Origin of the sequence: Arthrobacter sp. 92 (assembly GCF_050260325.1) — a bacterium.
Lineage (GTDB): Bacteria > Actinomycetota > Actinomycetes > Actinomycetales > Micrococcaceae > Arthrobacter.
Genome location: NZ_CP189863.1, coordinates 2,568,755 through 2,586,953, shown reverse-complemented (window position 1 = coordinate 2,586,953; position 18,199 = coordinate 2,568,755). Strand labels below are relative to the sequence as shown.

Annotated in this window: 17 protein-coding genes; 10 read left to right on the top strand and 7 right to left on the bottom strand. The window is 65.9% G+C overall.

The features are described from left to right. Positions 1 to 36: 36 nt before the first annotated feature. The 4 genes from ACP4XC_RS11905 to ACP4XC_RS11890 all read right to left on the bottom strand — a co-directional run bounded on the left by ACP4XC_RS11905 (position 37) and on the right by ACP4XC_RS11890 (position 3,721). Positions 37 to 801 (bottom strand): maleylpyruvate isomerase family mycothiol-dependent enzyme, encoded by a 765-nt coding sequence (locus ACP4XC_RS11905; protein WP_427169819.1) that lies wholly within the window; start codon positions 799 to 801, stop codon positions 37 to 39. Beyond that, a complete protein-coding gene (locus ACP4XC_RS11900) occupies positions 801 to 1,637 on the bottom strand; it encodes a fumarylacetoacetate hydrolase family protein (protein WP_427169817.1) in 837 nt (278 codons plus the stop codon). Before ACP4XC_RS11900 ends, ACP4XC_RS11905 begins: the two co-directional genes overlap by 1 nt. Further along, a complete protein-coding gene (locus ACP4XC_RS11895) occupies positions 1,638 to 2,765 on the bottom strand; it encodes a cupin domain-containing protein (RefSeq protein ID WP_427169815.1) in 1,128 nt (375 codons plus the stop codon). Positions 2,766 to 2,899: 134 nt separating this feature from the next. Continuing rightward, positions 2,900 to 3,721, bottom strand: a complete 822-nt coding sequence (locus tag ACP4XC_RS11890) for an IclR family transcriptional regulator (RefSeq protein ID WP_427169813.1) — start codon at positions 3,719 to 3,721, stop codon at positions 2,900 to 2,902. Positions 3,722 to 3,769: 48 nt separating this feature from the next. On the opposite strand from ACP4XC_RS11890, the gene ACP4XC_RS11885 reads away from it, so the two are divergent. The 6 genes from ACP4XC_RS11885 to ACP4XC_RS11860 all read left to right on the top strand — a co-directional run bounded on the left by ACP4XC_RS11885 (position 3,770) and on the right by ACP4XC_RS11860 (position 9,195). Then, positions 3,770 to 5,095: an MFS transporter gene (locus tag ACP4XC_RS11885; protein ID WP_427169810.1), complete on the top strand. Its 1,326-nt coding sequence runs from the start codon at positions 3,770 to 3,772 to the stop codon at positions 5,093 to 5,095. Beyond that, on the top strand, positions 5,088 to 6,359 hold the full coding sequence (locus ACP4XC_RS11880) for an FAD-dependent oxidoreductase (RefSeq protein ID WP_427169808.1): 1,272 nt from the start codon (positions 5,088 to 5,090) through the stop codon (positions 6,357 to 6,359). The genes ACP4XC_RS11885 and ACP4XC_RS11880 overlap by 8 nt, the downstream gene beginning before the upstream one ends. Before the next feature lie 120 nt (positions 6,360 to 6,479). Then, complete coding sequence (locus ACP4XC_RS11875) at positions 6,480 to 7,004, top strand: HAD domain-containing protein (RefSeq protein WP_427169806.1); 525 nt, start codon at positions 6,480 to 6,482, stop codon at positions 7,002 to 7,004. Positions 7,005 to 7,145: 141 nt separating this feature from the next. Next, positions 7,146 to 8,354: an inorganic phosphate transporter gene (locus ACP4XC_RS11870; RefSeq protein WP_427169804.1), complete on the top strand. Its 1,209-nt coding sequence runs from the start codon at positions 7,146 to 7,148 to the stop codon at positions 8,352 to 8,354. Further along, positions 8,355 to 8,576 carry a hypothetical protein gene (locus ACP4XC_RS11865; protein ID WP_427169802.1) on the top strand — a complete coding sequence of 74 codons (222 nt, stop codon included), beginning with the start codon at positions 8,355 to 8,357 and terminating at the stop codon, positions 8,574 to 8,576. Positions 8,577 to 8,646: 70 nt separating this feature from the next. Next, the gene (locus ACP4XC_RS11860; protein ID WP_427169800.1) at positions 8,647 to 9,195 is read left to right on the top strand and encodes a dihydrofolate reductase family protein; all 549 of its coding nucleotides are present in this window, start codon (positions 8,647 to 8,649) and stop codon (positions 9,193 to 9,195) included. On the opposite strand, the gene ACP4XC_RS11855 is transcribed toward ACP4XC_RS11860, so the two are convergent. After that, positions 9,196 to 9,660, bottom strand: coding sequence for a hotdog fold thioesterase (locus ACP4XC_RS11855; RefSeq protein WP_427169798.1), 465 nt, complete (start codon positions 9,658 to 9,660; stop codon positions 9,196 to 9,198). It lies immediately after the preceding gene. 211 nt (positions 9,661 to 9,871) lie between these two features. On the opposite strand from ACP4XC_RS11855, the gene polA reads away from it, so the two are divergent. The 3 genes from polA (at position 9,872) to rpsA (ending at position 15,600) form a co-directional block, all read left to right on the top strand. Beyond that, positions 9,872 to 12,514 carry a DNA polymerase I gene (polA, locus tag ACP4XC_RS11850; RefSeq protein ID WP_427175098.1) on the top strand — a complete coding sequence of 881 codons (2,643 nt, stop codon included), beginning with the start codon at positions 9,872 to 9,874 and terminating at the stop codon, positions 12,512 to 12,514. A 75-nt stretch (positions 12,515 to 12,589) separates the two neighbouring features. Further along, the gene (locus tag ACP4XC_RS11845) at positions 12,590 to 13,885 is read left to right on the top strand and encodes a GNAT family N-acetyltransferase (RefSeq protein ID WP_427169796.1); all 1,296 of its coding nucleotides are present in this window, start codon (positions 12,590 to 12,592) and stop codon (positions 13,883 to 13,885) included. A gap of 233 nt (positions 13,886 to 14,118) precedes the next feature. Further along, entirely contained in the window at positions 14,119 to 15,600 is a 1,482-nt protein-coding gene (rpsA, locus tag ACP4XC_RS11840) for a 30S ribosomal protein S1 (RefSeq protein WP_427169793.1), read from the top strand. Positions 15,601 to 15,987: 387 nt separating this feature from the next. Here rpsA and ACP4XC_RS11835 read toward each other — a convergent pair whose 3' ends face one another. Next, positions 15,988 to 16,425 (bottom strand): DUF1810 domain-containing protein, encoded by a 438-nt coding sequence (locus tag ACP4XC_RS11835; RefSeq protein ID WP_427169790.1) that lies wholly within the window; start codon positions 16,423 to 16,425, stop codon positions 15,988 to 15,990. A gap of 295 nt (positions 16,426 to 16,720) precedes the next feature. On the opposite strand from ACP4XC_RS11835, the gene ACP4XC_RS11830 reads away from it, so the two are divergent. Then, entirely contained in the window at positions 16,721 to 17,152 is a 432-nt protein-coding gene (locus tag ACP4XC_RS11830; RefSeq protein WP_427169787.1) for a VOC family protein, read from the top strand. A gap of 328 nt (positions 17,153 to 17,480) precedes the next feature. Here ACP4XC_RS11830 and ACP4XC_RS11825 read toward each other — a convergent pair whose 3' ends face one another. Continuing rightward, entirely contained in the window at positions 17,481 to 18,182 is a 702-nt protein-coding gene (locus ACP4XC_RS11825; protein WP_427169784.1) for an IMPACT family protein, read from the bottom strand. Positions 18,183 to 18,199: the final 17 nt, after the last annotated feature.

Below are 18,199 nucleotides of genomic sequence, written 5' to 3'. Positions count from 1 at the left end.
GGCGTTCCTTCCCTTTGGGTTCGCGGCGCTGGCGGTTCAGATCCATTTGGGTGCGGCGGGGACTTCCGTGAGGTCGGTATCCGAGGTCGTTTGCCGGGCCGTGACGCCGGCGGTGCCGCGGCCGGTTGCCCATTGGGTGACGCCGGCCAGCGGGCCGGAGATGATCGTCGGGTTCTCCGCGCTGGTGTCCCCGAAGGTCATGGCCGGGTCCTGGTCGGTGACCTTGACCAGCAGGCCGGTGTCGGTGCCGCGGGTTTTCCAGGCGCCGGTGATGTCCGTCAAGAGCCTGGCCAGGACCGGGGCGGGGATGTCCGCGAAGGTGGCGCCGTTGTCCAGGTCCACGGCGTGGACCCAGACTTCCCGGGTACGCATCCAGACGGTTTCCCCGGCGGGGACGATCCGTCCTTGGGCGGTTTTGACCTTGTGGTGCCAGGCGTCCTCGGGCAGGTCCCGCCATTCGACGTTCAGGTGCACCGCGGAGTGATCGAAGAGGTGCCGCAGCGCGATCGGGCTCAGCGTGGCGCCGAAGTCGATCTCGTGGTCCCGGGCCTCCGTGGAGGGATACATCGGGGTCTCGACGCCGGTGGCGGCCCACTCGACGAGCCGGGCGATGGCCCGGGCGTTGTAGCCGATGTGCGCCGCGATGTGGCGGCGGGTCCAGCCCGGCAGGAGCGAGTCGCCGTCGAGTTCCGCGTCGGTGAGCTCGTTGAGCTTGCGGGCGAAGAACGCGGTGCCGCGCCGTGCCTGCAGCAGGGCCGCGAGCAGGCGCGGGTCGGTGGTCCGGTCGTGGCGGGCAACCATCAGGCTTCCTTGATGACGCGGTTCTTCAGCTGGCCCAGGCCCTCGATGGTGGTGACCAGGACCTGGCCTTCCTGGAGGTAGCGCTTGGGGTCCTGGGCGTGGCCCACCCCTCCCGGGGTGCCGGTGGCGATCACGTCACCGGGGTTCAGGGTGATGATGGTGGAGATGTAGGAGACCAGGAACTCGGGGGTGAAGACCAGGTCACTGGTGGGGGTGCTCTGCTGGATTTCGCCGTCGACCGCCGAGGTCATCAGCGGCCCGGCGGTGAATTCGTCCTTGGTGACCAGGGCCGGGCCGAACGGGGTGGACTTCTCCCAGGTCTTGCCCTGGAGCCACTGGATGGTGCGGAACTGGTAGTCGCGCATGGACACATCGTTCAGCACGGAGTACCCGGCGATGTGCTCGGCGGCGTCGGCTTCGCTGATCCGGCGGCCGGTCCTGCCGATCACGACGGCGAGTTCGGCTTCCCAGTCCACGGCGTCCGATTCCTGGGGAAGGGCCAGGTCATCATTGGGCCCGATCAGGGACTCGGCGTACTTGGCGAACAGGGTGGGGTACTCCGGGACGTCCCGGCCCATTTCCTTGATGTGGTTGCGGTAGTTGTGGCCCACGCAGATGATCTTGCCCGGGGCCGGGACCACGGGGGCAAGGTCCGCGCCCTCAAGGGGGTGGGTGGCGCCGGCCGCGGCCTTGGCGACAGCTTCCCAGGAAGGGTCCTTCAGGAGGTCCCCGACATTGGCGAAGCCCTCGATCTCGGTCAGGGTGGCCCCGTCCTGGCGGACCGCCACGGTCCCGGTAGTGGTGCCGTTCCCGGTGCGGAGGGTGAGGAGTCTCATTTACTTGCGTCCTTCGATGTAGGTGCGGTTGAAGTTCAGCCGTTCAAAAATGGGGGCGTCGCTGAAGCGGAACAGGTCAAACTCCGTCTCGGCCTGCAGGGACCAGGCGGCCCAGGACGGGACGACGAAGAGGTCGCCCTTGGCCAGGTTCCGGGTTTCGCCGTTCAGGACCACGGAGCCGGTGCCTTCGAAGACCTGCCACACACTCGAGCCGACCTCGCGGAGGCTCTCGGTGGACGCCCCGGGCCGCAGGCGGTGGAATTCGGCCCGGATGGTCGGCATGACGTCCCCGCCGGTGGTGGGGTTGGTGTAACGGACCGCGGCGTGGCCCTGGGAGACGGTGGCCGGGTGGCCCTCGTCCTCGAGCAGCAGCTGCTCGGTGAGGGCCCGGTCGGTGTATTCCCAGCGGTACGCCGCGATCGGGGAACTCTTGGTGTCATCCAGGCCCGAGAGCGGACGCAGGCCCGGGTGGGCCCAGAGCCGCTCGGAACGGGAGATCTCCGGGGTCGCCTCATCGGTGACGCGCTCGGTGCCGAACTCGAAGAACCCGGCATCGGCGTAGTGCACGAACGGAATGTCCAGGCCGTCGATCCAGGCCATCGGCTCATCGGTGTCGTTGTGGTGGCCGTGGAAGTTCCAGCCCGGGGTCAGCAGGAAATCCCCGCGGGACATCCGCACCGGATCCCCGTTCACCACGGTCCAGACGCCTTCGCCTTCGACGACGAAGCGGAAGGCGTTCTGGGAGTGGCGGTGCTCCGGCGCGGTCTCGCGGGCACCAAGGTACTGGATTGCCGCCCACAGCGTCGGGGTGGCATACGGCGTCCCGGCCAGGCCCGGATTGGCCAGCGCGATCGCGCGCCGTTCCCCGCCGCGGCCCACCGGGACGAGGTCACCCGCGCGGGCCGCCAGCGGGTACAGCTCACTCCACCGCCACACATGCGGAACCGCCTTCGGAGACGGGACCATCGGCATCAAATCCGCGATCTCGGTCCACAAAGGGATCAGGTTCCCGCGGTCAAAATCGCGGTACAGCTCCTTGAGCTGCGCAGCCTCTTCAGGCGTCGGCTCCGGAACAGCATGCCCTGCGGCAACTGATTCATGAGTCGTGTTCTCGGCGCTGATGGACACGTGGGCCTCCTCGGTGAGTGTGGAACTGTTCGTTGGCGTGCTTTGACTCTACGGAGGGCAACCCTGTGACCCCCAGCATATTCTGCTGAACAGAACTTTGTCCGGGGCCGGCACGGCCGGTGACTCCCGGAAATTCAGTCGGGATCAGCCGGGTTTGCCGCGATGTCGATCTCCAGCTGCCGGCACGTTTCCCGCAGGGCGGCGACAAGCCCGGCGTCGAACACCCGGCGGAAGCGGGTCGCGGGGGTGGCGACGCTGAGCGCGCCGACCACCTGCCCGTGCCGGTTGTGCAGAGCCATCCCGAGGGCGCTTACGCCCTCTTCCGTGCCTTCGAAATTGGCCGCGAAGCCGTTGCTGCGGATGGATTCGAGCTCGCGCACGAACGCCGGGTATTCCGCGGCCGGGATGATGTCCCCGCCAATCTCGGCATTGTTGCTGAGGAAGAGCTGTTCGATCATGTGCGGTTCCAATTCGGCGAGCATGGCCTTGCCGCCGGAAGTCTTGTTGGCGGGCATCACCGTGCCCTGCCGGTCACCAACCCGCAAGACATTGTTCCCTTCCACCGTCGCCAGAAACCGCACTTTCGTACCCACCCGCACCATGAGGTTGACGGTTTCGTTCAGTTGCGCCGAGAGCAGTTCCATATGCGGCTGGGCGAGCGAGCGGAGCAGCCTGGTCCAGCTCAGCCCGGCGGGCCCAACGCCCATGGCCGGACCGGGCACATACCGGCGGGTTTCGTCCTGTACGGCGAAACCCCGGTAAACCAGCATCGCCAGAAGCCGGTGGGCGGTGGACGGGGCCACCCCCAGCTCCGCGGCGGCGTCCTTGAGCCGGAGCGCGCCGCCGTCGCGGAGGAGCTGCAGGAGCTGCAGGGCGTTGTCGACCGCCTCGATGGAATAGGTGGGCCTCTTCTGTACGGGCTTCCGGGCGGACCGGACCGTTTGCTTGTTCTGCACATCAGAATTGTATTGTGGTTCATTCCCGATGGCGACGACAGTAGTGGCATGAATCACACACCTTCCGCTGCAGCGCCGGAGCGGCCCACGTCTAGTCCTTCCCCTTCGGGCACCGACGATCGGCGCACCTCCTGGTTCCCCCGCAAATCGGTCCTGGCAGTGCTTGTCTGCTGGCTGCTGGTTGTCTTCGACGGTTACGACCTCATTGTTTACGGGACCGTCCAGTCCTCTCTCATCTCGCAAACCGGCTGGGGGCTCACCAAGGCCACCGCCGGCACCATCGGTTCCATGGCCTTCTTGGGCATGATGATCGGCGCCATCTTCGCCGGCCGCATGGCCGACACCTGGGGACGACGCCGCACCATCCTGGGTTGCGCCATCGCATTCTCGGTGTTCACCATCCTGTGCGCCGAGGCACCCAACGCCCCCGTTTTCGGCGGCCTCCGCCTCCTCGCCGGCATCGGCCTCGGCGGACTTGTCCCCTCGGCCAACGCGCTGGTTGCCGAACTGGTGCCGCAGAAATGGCGGTCCACCATCGCCACGCTCATGATGTCCGGCGTTCCAATCGGCGGCTCCGTCGCGGCACTGGTGGGAATCCCGCTGATTCCCGCCTTCGGCTGGCCGGCCATGTTCCTCGTCGCAGTCGTCGCGCTGATGGTGGTGGTTCCGCTGGGACTTCGGTTCCTGCCGGAGACCCTTCCGCCGTCGGACGCCCGCGACAGGGTCAAGGAACCGGCAGGCTTCGCCTCACTACTCCGGGCTCCGTACCTGGGCGTGAGCATGTTGTTCGCCGTCGCCACCCTGGCCACGCTCTTCGCCTGGTACGGCCTCGGGACCTGGCTGCCCAACCTGATGCAGCTCGCCGGCTACAACCTCGGCTCGGCCCTGACCTTCGCGCTTGCCCTGAACCTCGGGGCGGTGGCCGGATCGGTCATCACGGCGTGGGCCGGTACGCGTTACGGACCCGTCCCGACGGCGATCGCCGCGGCCGCGGTCGCCGCAGTGTCGCTGGTGGTATTGGTGACCGGACCGCCGGTAGCCGTGGTCTACCTCATGCTGGTTCTTGCCGGCGTGGGAACCCACGGAACGCAATGTCTCATCATCGCGGCGGTCGCCAGCCATTACCCGGGCCACCTTCGGGGCACTGCGCTCGGCTGGGCGCTGGGCGTGGGACGCATCGGCGCCGTTGCCGCACCTCAGGTGGGCGGCCTCTTGCTGGCAGCCGGACTCGGCGTCAACTCTAACTTCCTGGCCTTCGCCGGTGCCGCCGCCATCGCTGCGGTCCTGCTGGTCGCCGTCGGCCTCAAACTCAAACTCGAACTCACATCCGAATCGTCAATCTCACCCTCACAAACAGGAGCAAGCAATGTCTGAGCACGCAACGTCCACTGATGTCCTGGTCATCGGAGGGGGTATGGCCGGACTGGCCGGAGCCCTCGCACTGCGTGAAAACGGCGCCAACGTCACCCTCGTGGAGCGGGCTCCGGAATTCGGCGAGGTGGGCGCTGGACTCCAGATGGCCCCAAACGCTTCCCGCGTCCTCAAGCGCTGGGGCCTGCTGGAAAAGGCACTGGAGATCGGTGTCCAGCCCAAGCACCTGGTCTTCCGCGACGCGATCACCGGCGAGGAGCTCGCCCGCCAGAGGCTCGGCGGGGAATTCGAGGAACGCTACGGCGCTCCCTACGTCGTGATCCACCGCAGCGACCTGCACCGCGTCCTCCTCGAAGGCTGTGAAGCGGCGGGCGTCAAGCTGGTCAACGACGTCATGGTCGAGAGTGTTGAAACCGTGAACGGCCGCGGCGTGGCCCACACCGCGGCCGGCGTGGACTACGAGGCCGACGTCGTGATCGGCGCCGACGGGCTCAAGTCCACCCTGCGTCCGCTCGTGGCCAATGACGCTCCCGTGCCCTCGGCCTACGTCGCCTACCGCGGCACCGTGCCGATCACCGAAAACACCCCCAAGGCCGACCTCGAGGACGTCATCGTCTACCTTGGCCCGGACTGCCACCTCGTGCAGTATCCGCTGCGGAAAGGTGAGCTGCTGAACACCGTGGCCGTCTTCAAGTCCGCCTCCTTCGAACGCGGCGAAGAACAGTACGGCGGCGTTGACGAGCTTGAGGCGGCCTACAAGGACTGCGTCCCGGCGGTTCGGGAAGCACTCAAGAACCTGGCCACCGGCATCCGCTGGCCCATGTACGACCGGAACCCGATCGAGAACTGGGTGGCCGGCCGGATGGTGCTGATGGGCGACGCCGCGCACCCGATGCTCCAGTACCTCGCCCAGGGCGCCTGCCAGGCCCTCGAGGACGCAGCCGTGCTGCAGGACGCGAGCTACGGCACGGTCTTCACCGCCGAGGGTGTCAACCCGGACGCCTGGGACGGCGCGATCAAGGAATTCAATACCCTCCGCGCCGGCCGGACCGCGCGGGTCCAGCGGACCGCCCGCGTCTGGGGCGAGTCATGGCACGTATCCGGTTTGGCCCGCACGCTGCGCAACCTGCTGTTCAAGAGCCGCAAGGACGGTAACTACCAGTACAACGACTGGCTGTACGGCCAGGCCGGGGAGGGTGTTCCCGCACCCGTTGCGGCCCGTGCCGCCGTTCGCCAGCCGGCCGTGGCGGAAAAGGTCCCGGCCTAGGCCCACAGCTCCACCGCAGTCGTTGCCGCCGCGACCGGCCGTCGGTAACGTGAATTGCGTCCCCGGCCGGCCTTCCAGCGTCCCCGTACCGCCGGCCCGGCGGGGAGGAAGGTGGCCGCGGTGGGCAATGTCTCCCTGTACCTGGACGTGGACGGCGTGATCTGCCCGTTCGGCCCCACCGGGACCACCGACTGGGGCACCCGCTGGAAGCAGGCCAACGCCGGAATGCTCGAGGTGGCGTATGCGGGCGAAGTAGTCGACGGCCTGAACCAGCTGGCCCGGACCCCGGGAGTGCGCTGCTTGTGGCTGACCAGCTGGCTGGACTACGCACCGGAATACCTTTGCCCGGCCATTGGGCTTGCAGGAAAGGAATGGCCCGTCCTGGCCGGGTCAGGCGTCGGTGCGGGTCAGGGCTGGTGGAAACTGCTGGCCATCCAGCGCCACCTTGAATCCACCGGGCCGGATCGGGTGGTCTGGGTGGACGACCAGCTGCGGTTCGAGCGGGATGCGGCAGCATGGGCCCGATTCCTGGGTGGTCGATTCCTGCCGATTTCCCCCGATCCCCGCAGGGGATTGTCCAAAACCGAGCTCGAGACCGTGCGTGCTTTTGTTGGAGCGGCCGGTGTTTTGCCCTTGGACCGTTGACGCGTACGATCGATAAGGTTTCAAGCCTGCCCTGCCTCATGACGCAACCGTTCCAGTGAAATTTCTGATGAACATTGCCGCGGCGCGGCGGGCACGGGGAAGTGGAACTGCTGACCGTCGACTCTGCAGATTGGGCAACAGGTGGAAATCACCTTCATGGTGGCGCTAGTGATAGCGCTGGCACTATTTTTCGACTTCACCAACGGCTTTCATGACACCGCCAACGCGATGGCCACGCCCATTGCCACCGGTGCCATCAAACCCAAACCAGCTGTTGCCCTGGCGGCTTCCCTGAACCTGGTGGGCGCGTTCCTCTCCACGGAAGTGGCGAAGACCGTTTCCGGCGGCATCATCCGCGAAGGCTCCGGAGGAATCCAGATCACACCGGACATCATCTTTGCCGGATTGATGGGAGCCATCCTGTGGAACATGATCACGTGGCTTAAGGGCCTGCCGTCCAGCTCGTCCCATGCCCTCTTCGGCGGCCTCATCGGGGCCGCCATCGCCGGTATCGGCATCCAGTCGGTCAACTTCGAAAGCCTGATGCAGAAGGTCATCCTTCCTGCCGTTTTCGCGCCGCTGGTGGCTGGCGGTGTGGCCTATGTCTGCACCCGGCTGGCGTACGCCCTGACCTCCCGTCACGATCCGGAGACAGGGAGCAAGCTGACCCAGAAGCGCGGCGGGTTCCGCACCGGGCAGATCTTCACCTCCAGCCTGGTGGCCCTCGCGCACGGCACCAACGACGCCCAGAAGACCATGGGCATCATCACGCTGGTCCTCATCGCGGCGGGCACCCAGCCCACGGGATCGGGTCCCCAGCTGTGGGTCATCACGGCCTGCGCACTTGCCATTGCCGTGGGCACCTACGCCGGCGGCTGGCGCATTATCCGCACCATGGGTTCCGGGCTCACCGACGTCAAACCGGCACAGGGCTTCGCTGCGGAAACCAGCACCGCCTCGGCCATCCTCGCCTCGTCCCACCTCGGCTTCGCCCTGTCCACCACCCAGGTGGCTTCCGGGTCCGTCATTGGGTCCGGCCTGGGCCGCCGGGGAACATCGGTGCGGTGGGGCACCGCCGGGCGCATCGCCGTCGGCTGGCTCTTCACCCTCCCCGCCGCAGGCGTCGTGGGCGCACTCACCGCCCTGCTCGTCAAAACAGGCGTGGTCGGCGTGATCATCGCGGCGGTGGCTGGAACCGCGGCCGTGGTGTTCATGTTTGTCCAGTCCCGCAAGTCGCATGTGGGCCACCACAACGCCGTGGAGGTGGAGGAAGCAGGGCAGGCCGTCCGCTTCCGGAAGAAGAAAGCGATGGCTGCCAGCCGCGCCAACAACCAGAAGGGTCGGCTGTAGATGAAGTGGTTGGAACTGGTACAGGTGGCGGGGGCCACCCTGGTGGCGGCGGTGATCGTGGTGACCCTGTACGCCGTCGGAGTCCGCTTTACGGCGATCGCCGGTGATCCCGAGCAATCCACGCCCCGGTGGATGAGGTCCCTCGCCTACGCGTGCTTCGCCCTGTGCGGCATCGCCGTGCTCTTCGGGCTCTACCTGATCATCCCGTACTTCACCAAGTAAACCGCGTCCGGCCGGACACGGCATGGGCACCGGCTGCCACCGCAACCCCGGTGCAGGTTAGGCTGGGGAGATGGCCGCTTTCCAGTACTTCGTCGCCTCTTCCCTCGACGGATTCATCGCCACCCCGGATGACAATCTGGCCTGGCTGCTGCAGTTCGATGGCTTCGAGGGCGGCAGGGAAAGCTACGAAACCTTCATGGCCGACGTCGGCTGCATTGTTATGGGCGGCGAGACCTACGCGTGGCTCATGGAGCACCAAGCGGACTCCTGGCCGTACCCCGGGACGCCCTGTTGGGTGTTCACCCACCATGAGCTCTCCGCTCCGGCCGGAGCTGACGTCACGTTCGTCCGCGGCGATGTCCGGGAATTTTCGGAAGACCTGAGGGGCGTGGCCGGCGACAAGAACGTCTGGCTCGTGGGCGGGGGAGAAACCGCAGCCCAGTTCGCCGACGCCGGCCTGCTGGATGAGCTGATCGTCTCCGTCATTCCGGTGGTGCTGGGCCAGGGCAAACCCGTTCTCCCCATGAAGAAAGGCCCGACGCCGCCACTGGACTTGATTTCCTCGCGCACCATGGGGCGGGGAATTGTCGAGCTTCGCTACCGGTTCGGCGGCGGCTGACTATCCGGCCGTGTCCCGGATCAGGTTGGTGATGCGTGCGGTGGACAGCCGCCGGCCGCGCTCGTCCGTCATCACGATCTCGTGGGTGGTCAGCGTCCGGCCCAGATGGATTGCGGTGCAGGTTCCCGTGACAATGCCGGCAGCGATTGCCCTGTGATGGGTGGCGCCGACCTCAATACCCAGCGCCTGGCGCCCCGGCCCCGCGTGCATGCCGGCGGCGAAGGAACCCAGGGTCTCGGCCAGGACCACGTGAGCGCCGCCGTGCAGGATCCCCGCCACCTGCGTGTTGCCCTCCACGGGCATGGTGGCCACCGTCCGCTCCGGGCTCATTTCGAGGAAATGGATCCCCATCTTCACCACGAGGGCCCCGACGCCATATTCGCCCAGCCACCCGTGCATGTCTTCGGGCACGCCGGCGGCCGTCAGCTCCTCAACGAACGGCCCGGGCGTGAAATTGTCCTTCATGGCAACTAGGCTGGCACCTGTGAGCGAAACTACCAAACCGGCCCCTTCCCCGTCAGTAACCGAAAACATACCGGCAGCGGAGGCCGCACCAGTGGCAGTGGCCACACCGCCCAAGAAGCCGCGCCGGACCGTTGCATCGGTTTCCGCCACCGAGGCGCCCGTGATTCCCATCACGGACCAGCCGCGCCTCCTGGTGCTCGACGGGCACTCCATGGCGTTCCGGGCGTTTTTCGCCCTCCCGGCGGACAAGTTCTCCACCGCCACCGGCCAGCACACCAACGCGATCCACGGTTTCACGTCCATGCTCATCAACCTGATCAAGGAGCAGAAGCCTACCCACATCGCCGTGGCCTTCGACGTCTCGGATGAGACAACGCACCGCAAGGTCGAGTACAGCGATTACAAGGGGGGCCGCAACGAGACTCCCCGGGAGATGAGCGGCCAGATCGACCTCATCGACAAGGTCATGCGTGCATGGGGTATCAAGACCATCATGATGCCCGGCTACGAAGCGGATGACATCCTGGCCACCCTCGCCGCCATGGGAGAAAAGGCCGGCTATGAGGTGCTGCTGGTGACAGGGGACCGCGATGCCTTCCAGCTGATTACGGACAACGTCTTCGTGCTGTACCCCAGGAAGGGCGTGAGCGACATTCCCCGCCTGGATGCCCCGGCCATCCAGGAAAAGTACTTCGTCACCCCGGCGGAGTATTCGGACCTCGCTGCCCTCGTGGGGGAGTCGGCGGACAACCTCCCGGGCGTTCCCGGCGTGGGGCCCAAGACGGCCGCCAAATGGATCAACCTTTACGGCGGACTGGAAGGCGTGCTGGAGCACCTCGACGCGATCGGCGGCAAAGTAGGCGAGGCTCTCCGCGAAAATGTGGAGGCCGTGAAGCGAAACCGCCGGCTGAACAGGCTTCACACCGATCTGAAGCTTCCCGTGACCCTGGACGACCTCGCGGATCCCCGGCCGGACCAGGCCGCACTGGAAGAACTGTTCGACACCCTCGAGTTCAAGACCATCCGTAGCCGCCTTTTTGCCCTCTACGGCAGTGAAGGCGTGGACCTGGCCGAGCGGGAAAACCTGGACACCCCGGACTACATCACGCCGGCCGGAGCAGCTGAGCTGAGCGCATTCCTGGCCGCAGGGGCCGGCCAGCGGTCCGCCGTCGCCGTCGACCTCGTTCCGGGACGGATCGGCGAAGACGCCGCCGCGCTGGCGATCGTCAGGGACGGCGCCGCCGCCTACATCGATCTGTCCAGCCAGGATGCCGAGGCCGAAAACGTCCTGGCCGCGTGGCTGCGTGACCCTGAAGCGCCCAAGGTGATGCACGGGTTCAAAGCGGCACTGAAGGCGATGACCGCCCGCGGCTTGGAACTGGAAGGCGTCGTGGACGACACGTCGATTTCGGGCTACCTCATCCAGCCCGATCGCCGCTCCTACGAGCTGGCGGAACTGGCGCAGCACCACCTGAATATCGCAATCTCCAGCGCTGTGGCGAAGGCCGGGCAGCTGGAGCTGGCGTTCGACGGCGAAGACACCGCCGCCGCGGGCGAGCTCGTCCAGGCCGCCACCGTCGTCCAGGCCCTCAGCCGCTATTTCGAGGGGGAGCTGAAAGAACGCAAGGCGGAAGAACTTCTCTCCACCCTCGAGCTTCCCGTGAGCCGCGTGCTGGCCGACATGGAGCTCGCCGGAATCGCCATTGACATGCCGCGGCTGGATGAGCAGCTGGCTGACCTGGCCAAGGTGATCGACAACGCCCAGGAACTCGCCTTTGCCGCCATCGGCCACGAAGTAAACCTCGGCTCGCCCAAACAGCTCCAGACCGTTCTCTTCGATGAGCTGGGACTGCCCAAAACCAAGAAAATCAAGTCCGGCTACACCACCGACGCCGCCTCGCTGAAGAATCTGCTGGAAAAGACCGGGCACGAATTCCTGGTCCAGCTGATGGCGCACCGGGAATCTTCGAAACTCCGGCAGATGCTGGAGTCGCTGAAGAAGTCCGTCGCCGAGGACGGCCGGATCCACACCACCTACGCGCAGAACGTCGCCGCCACGGGCCGGATCTCTTCGAACAACCCCAACCTCCAGAACATCCCCATCCGCAGCGAAGAAGGCCGGCGCGTCCGTGGAATCTTTGTGGTCAGCGACGGCTACGAATGCCTCCTCTCCGCCGACTATTCGCAGATCGAGATGCGTATCATGGCCCACCTCTCGGGGGATGCCGGCCTGATCCAGGCGTACAAGGATGGCGAGGACCTGCACCGTTTCGTGGGGTCCAACATCTTCCATGTGCCCACGGACCAGGTCACCAGTGCCATGCGTTCCAAAGTCAAGGCGATGTCCTACGGCCTCGCCTACGGTCTGACCTCGTTCGGGCTCTCCAAGCAACTGGAGATTTCCGTTGACGAGGCCCGGACCCTGATGAAGGAATACTTCGACCGGTTCGGCGCTGTGCGCGACTACCTCCGCGGCGTGGTGGACCAGGCCCGGATCGACGGTTACACCGCCACGATCGAGGGGCGGCGCCGTTACCTCCCGGACCTCACCAGCACCGACCGTCAGCTGCGCGAGAACGCGGAGCGCATCGCGCTGAACTCTCCCATCCAGGGATCCGCGGCAGACATCATCAAGCGGGCCATGCTGGGTGTGCACGCGGAACTGAAGGCCCAGGGCCTCAAGTCCAGGATGCTCCTGCAGGTCCATGACGAACTGGTGCTTGAAGTGGCCGACGGCGAAAGGGAAGCGGTGGCGCAGCTGGTGACGGAGCAGATGGGCTCCGCCGCGGACCTGAGCGTTCCCCTGGAAGTCCAGATTGGAGTGGGTCCGAGCTGGTACGACGCCGGTCACTAGCGGTTTCAGCACGGGCAGGGCGCCGGAGCGCGCGCCCTGCCCAAGTCATCCATTCGGTTGAAGGGGGATCAGCACGTGGCAGACAAGTATGAGATCCGGCGGTTCAGGGCTACCGAGAAGGGTGCGCCCGGCTACGAGCAGGGAACCGATTGGATTCAGGCGGTGGGCTTCGGATTCCACGACACCCGCCGGAACGACGACTACGTGGACGAGACTATGGCCATGTACCGGGTGGACGGGCGCGAGCTGACCGGCGTTTACCAGACGGGAGAGGTCGCGCCACACTCCCTGGAGGCCGCCATTCCCGTGGCAACCTTCGGGACGCTCCGCAAGAACCTCAATATCGGATTCGGACGGCAGCTGCCTACGCGGCTCGTCACCGCAGTGACAGTGCGCACCCCGCACCGCCGCCGCGGACTGTTACGCCGCATGATGTCCGCGGACCTGAACCGGGCCCGCGCCGACGGCCTCGCCATGGCGGCGCTGACCGCGTCGGAAGCTTCCATCTACGAGCGCTTCGGCTACGGCGTGGCGAGCTTTGAGCGTACGGTCAAGGTGGACACCACCGCCCGGTTCAATGTCCGGCACCAGCCCGTGGGCGCCGTGGAAATCGCCGACCGCAAGGTGCTGCTGGAGCTCGCCCCACAGGTTTTCGCCAAGGTCCACCACCTGACTCCCGGCTCCATCGACCGCCAGGACTACTACCGGCACCGCGCCGCGGGGGAGTTCGGCCGGGACGGCAAGCCGGACGACGCCGTCAAGGTTGCCCTGCACTACGGGCCCGGCGGCGAGGTGGACGGCTACGTCTCGTACAAGTTCCTGGGCTGGGACTCCAGGCCGTACACCATGGAAATCGTGGATCTCGTGGCGGCCACCGCGGACGCTTACCTGGAGCTGTGGCAGTTCCTTGGCAACATCGACCTCGTGGAGCGGGTCACGTGGGAAGAAGCGCCCCTTGATGACCCATTGACCTGGGCGCTTTCCGACTCCCGCTGCATCGAATCTTCGGACAGCAGGGACATGCTGTGGCTTCGAATCCTGGACGTGCCACGCGCCCTGGCAGCCCGGCACTTCCCAGCGGACGGCCGGCTGGTCCTGGAGGTCACGGACCCGCTCGGCCTTGCGGCCGGAACCTTTGCGCTGAACATCACCGATGGTGAGGCCGTCGTCGACGCCGTCCCTGAACCGGCTCCTGGAGAGGCTGACCTGACACTGGACGTCTCAGCCCTATCCTCCATCTACCTCGGGGCCGTCTGCCCCGTGACGCTGACGGCAGCAGGACGGATCAGGGAACACACCGCGGGGGCCGCGCTTAACGCGCGTCTTATGTTCGCCGTCGAACGCTCCCCGCACTGCCTGACGCATTTCTGAAGCTTTGCGGAATGGCGACGCCGGCGGACGGGCCGGCCGGACGCACGCGCTTTGACCCGGGTTGGAGCGAACGACTAGAATAAACGGGCGTGTACTACGTGCACGTATCTTCAATCCACAAATCAGGATGACCCGGCATATCCCTGTGATGCGCCATCACCCGCGCACGCATCCATATGCGGGCGCGGCGGTTTGCCTGAACGACTCACTATCCACAACGGAGCCCCTACTACATGACCATCACCTCCACCGAGAAGCCCGGTACCCCCGTAGTCGCGATTAACGACATCGGTACCGCTGAGGACTTCCTCGCAGCAGTCGACGCCACCATCAAGTACTTCAACGACGGAGACCTCGTCGAAGGTACCGTCGTCAAGGTCGACCGCGACGAAGTTCTGCTCGACATCGGTTACAAGACCGAAGGTGTCATCCCCTCCCGCGAGCTGTCCATCAAGCACGACGTTGACCCCGGAGACGTCGTCTCCGTTGGCGATCAGGTCGAAGCCCTGGTGCTCACCAAGGAAGACAAAGAAGGCCGCCTGATCCTCTCCAAGAAGCGTGCTCAGTACGAGCGTGCCTGGGGCGACATCGAGAAGGTCAAGGAAGAAGACGGTGTCGTCACCGGTACCGTCATCGAGGTTGTCAAGGGTGGTCTTATCCTCGACATCGGTCTGCGCGGCTTCCTGCCCGCATCCCTCGTCGAGATGCGCCGTGTGCGCGACCTTGCTCCGTACATCGGTCAGAAGATCGAAGCCAAAATCATCGAGCTGGACAAGAACCGCAACAACGTTGTGCTGTCCCGCCGTGCGTGGCTCGAGCAGACCCAGTCCGAGGTCCGCTCGACGTTCCTCAACAAGCTGGAAAAGGGCCAGGTTCGTCCCGGCGTTGTTTCCTCCATCGTCAACTTCGGTGCATTCGTGGACCTGGGCGGCGTAGACGGCCTGGTTCACGTTTCCGAGCTGTCCTGGAAGCACATCGACCACCCGTCCGAGGTTGTCGAAGTTGGCCAGGAAGTCACCGTCGAGGTTCTCGAGGTGGACCTGGACCGCGAGCGTGTTTCCCTCTCGCTCAAGGCTACGCAGGAAGATCCGTGGCAGACCTTCGCCCGCACCCACGCCCTCGGGCAGGTTGTGCCGGGTAAGGTCACCAAGCTGGTTCCGTTCGGTGCGTTCGTTCGCGTTGAAGACGGCATCGAAGGCCTGGTCCACATCTCCGAGCTCGCCGTGCGCCACGTTGAGCTGGCCGAGCAGGTTGTCTCCGTTGGGGATGAGCTGTTCGTCAAGGTCATCGACATCGACCTCGAACGCCGCCGCATCTCGCTGTCCCTCAAGCAGGCCAACGAGGGCGTCGACGCCGAGTCCACCGAATTCGATCCGGCTCTCTACGGCATGGCCGCTGAGTACGACGAAGAGGGCAACTACAAGTACCCGGAGGGCTTCGATCCGGAGTCCAACGAGTGGCTTGAAGGCTACGAGACGCAGCGCGCCGCCTGGGAGCAGCAGTACGCTGACGCCCAGACCCGCTGGGAAGCCCACAAGAAGCAGGTTGCCCAGCACGCTGCCGACGACGCTGCAGCTGCAACGTCCGGTGAGAGCGACTCCGGCACCACCAGCTACTCCTCCGAGCCGGCTGCAGCCGAGTCCAACACCGGTGGCGGCACGCTCGCTTCCGACGAGGCTCTTGCAGCACTGCGCGAGAAGCTGACCGGCAACTAATTGCCACCAGCCCGGTTGCTCCGGGCTAGCTGAAGCGGGTCCCTGCCATGTGGCAGGGACCCGCTTTTGCGTTGCCGCCACCCCACGCCACGGCACGCCACGGCACGCCACGGACGGCACCGGGGCGCTCCGCACCTCCGCACCTCCGCACCTCCGCACCTCCGCACCTCCGCACCTCCATTGGGACATGCCCATTTTTTCCTCCAGGCACGTCCAACAGGACATGCCCAGCTTTCGGTCCGCGCACTGGACATAGCGGGCTTATGTGCGCTGGCTCAGCCCGGAAAGGGACATGTCCGGTGGTTCCGCGTGGGCAGAGGGGGACATGTCCAGTGGTTGGGAATGGACGCGGCCATCTCCGGCGGTCAACGGGAGGAAGACGGAAATTCAGGCCCTGAGACCCAGCAGACGGTCGGTGGCGCTGTCGGGTTGCCCATCGAAGTACTGGTCCAGGATGTGTTGGAAGAGCTGTTCGTCCGGCGCCGCACGCAGGAAGAGCGTGGCCGAGGAGTGCAGCTTCTGTGCGTCGGTGCCGCCGAAGATCTGCGTGGCCGAGCGATCCTTCAGCCCGGCGATGGCCGCGGTGCATTCCAGCAGCCGTGCACCGAGTATCGGATGCCGCAGGTACGCCTGGGCTTCAGCTAGCGAGGAGATGGCGTAGTGCCTGGACGTTGAGCTTTGGCCAAGCCCCTGAACCTGGGGGAAGATGAACCACATCCAGTGGCTCCTCTTGGCCCCCTTTCGAAGCTCCGCAATGGCGTGGCCATAAGTCCCGCTCGCGTTCTGGGCGGTTACGAACCGTTCAAGGTCGAAGGGATCGTCCACGGTGGCCGCCTTCCATGTGATTAACTGCGTCTTATCCAACCATCGATCCAGCCAAGAGGACATGTCCAGCTCTGGCCCCGGCGCGTGGCCATGAAGTTTATATGTCCATCCGACAAGGCGAGGACAGGGCATGTCCCAAGCTGCGGATTTGCGCGGCGCCTCTGCGTGTTCCTGGGCTGTGCCTGTGGAGAGGCGCGGCCTTCAATCGACGGCATGGACGTTGAACGTGTTGGCTGGACCCGGTAGCTTGAACCGGACAGGAACGCCGGGCATAGCACTAAGGAGACGACCGTTCATGGGCGAGGCTTCGGAGAATACTGAGCGACGAGTCGACGGTGTGGGGATGGGGCCATGGCCACGGGGTATCGGGGCTATCACCCTGTTCGTCGAGGACCTCGAAACCACCAAACTGTTCTACCAGGAAGTCTTCGGTCTCCCTGTCGCGTTCGAGGACGACGCGTCCACGGTCTTCAAATTCCAAAACACCCTGATTAACCTCCTCAAGACCACGGCGGCGCCCGAGCTCATCCGGCCGGCAAAGGTAGCACCGCCCGAAGCTGGATCACGGCTACAGTTCACCATTGATGTGGACGACGTCGATGCCATGTGCGCCGAGCTGGCCAGCCGCGGGGTCGAGTTGCTGAACGGTCCAATGGACCGGCCCTGGGGCATCCGCACAGCCAGCTTCCAAGATCCCGACGGCCATATCTGGGAGATCTGCCACTAGGCGCGTCCGGCTCCTCCAACTAACCAGAGGGTAGCGGGCACCGCCGAACCAAGCGGCCACAGGCCCGGACATGTCCTATGCGCCGATCACAGGATGGGCATGTCCCCCCGAACCTTTCGAGGTCGGTGGGACATGTCCAATGCTGGCCGCCGCAACTGGGCATAGTGGCGCTATGTCCTGCGGCTGCCGCCAAGACTGGGCATGTCCCGTATTAGGCAACGTGATCGGCGCGCCCCGCCGCCCCGCCCGCGCGCGCCTGCCCCGCCCCGCGCCCCCGCGCCCCGCGCGCCCGCGCCCCGCGCGCCCGCGAGCAACGCCGGGCGCAGGATCAGCGGAGCGGGACGTCGATCCACTCGGACCCGCCGCGGTGCAGTGTTGCGCTGCCGGCTGTCAGGGCCGCCAGGCGCGCTGCGGCGTCGGCGATCTCGTGGGCCTGGTCCGGCAACGCAATCCTGAGGATGGTGGCCTGTGGGTCATAGTCGACGCCGGCCATCACATACCCGGCGGCGCGGAGGTCGTTTTCCAGCCTGCCCGCAGTGGAATGCGGCACGGGAACCGAACAGATCCGCAGCCTCCGCCGTTGCACGAGGGGCGCGTGATCAAGGGTTGAGGACACGGACTCCGAGTAGGCGCGAACCAGCCCGCCGGCTCCGAGCAGGATCCCGCCGAAATAGCGGACGACGACCGCGGCGACGTCGCTGAGATCAGTCACCCCGGGCGCTGTCTCGCGTCTGATGAGGGCCTCCAGCATGGGAATTCCCGCCGTTCCTGACGGCTCGCCGTCGTCGCTGGAACGCTGCGTGCCACGGTCCGGCCCGATGACGAATGCCGTGCAGTGGTGCCGGGCGTCATGGAACTCCTTGCGGAGCTCCGCCACCAGCGCCCTGGCTCCATCTTCGTCCTCTGTGCGGCGGATCACCGTGATAAACCGGGAGCGTTTGACTTCCAGTTCGTGGCGGAAGTCCGGGCCGGCGGCGGGCGCCGTGTAGGAAGTAGCCCTGCTTTCCGCCCCGTCCGCCAATTCCGACATCAGATCAGTTTAGTCTG

Excerpts from the sequence above, each read along its gene's own strand:
- ACP4XC_RS11905 (WP_427169819.1), bottom strand. The coding sequence starts at position 801 with ATGGTTGCCCGCCACGACCGGACCACCGACCCGCGCCTGCTCGCGGCC.
- ACP4XC_RS11900 (WP_427169817.1), bottom strand. The coding sequence starts at position 1,637 with ATGAGACTCCTCACCCTCCGCACCGGGAACGGCACCACTACCGGGACC.
- ACP4XC_RS11885 (WP_427169810.1), top strand. The coding sequence starts at position 3,770 with ATGAATCACACACCTTCCGCTGCAGCGCCGGAGCGGCCCACGTCTAGT.
- ACP4XC_RS11880 (WP_427169808.1), top strand. The coding sequence starts at position 5,088 with ATGTCTGAGCACGCAACGTCCACTGATGTCCTGGTCATCGGAGGGGGT.
- ACP4XC_RS11865 (WP_427169802.1), top strand. The coding sequence starts at position 8,355 with ATGAAGTGGTTGGAACTGGTACAGGTGGCGGGGGCCACCCTGGTGGCG.
- ACP4XC_RS11860 (WP_427169800.1), top strand. The coding sequence starts at position 8,647 with ATGGCCGCTTTCCAGTACTTCGTCGCCTCTTCCCTCGACGGATTCATC.
- ACP4XC_RS11855 (WP_427169798.1), bottom strand. The coding sequence starts at position 9,660 with ATGAAGGACAATTTCACGCCCGGGCCGTTCGTTGAGGAGCTGACGGCC.
- polA (WP_427175098.1), top strand. The coding sequence starts at position 9,872 with ATGGCGTTCCGGGCGTTTTTCGCCCTCCCGGCGGACAAGTTCTCCACC.
- rpsA (WP_427169793.1), top strand. The coding sequence starts at position 14,119 with ATGACCATCACCTCCACCGAGAAGCCCGGTACCCCCGTAGTCGCGATT.
- ACP4XC_RS11830 (WP_427169787.1), top strand. The coding sequence starts at position 16,721 with ATGGGCGAGGCTTCGGAGAATACTGAGCGACGAGTCGACGGTGTGGGG.
- ACP4XC_RS11825 (WP_427169784.1), bottom strand. The coding sequence starts at position 18,182 with ATGTCGGAATTGGCGGACGGGGCGGAAAGCAGGGCTACTTCCTACACG.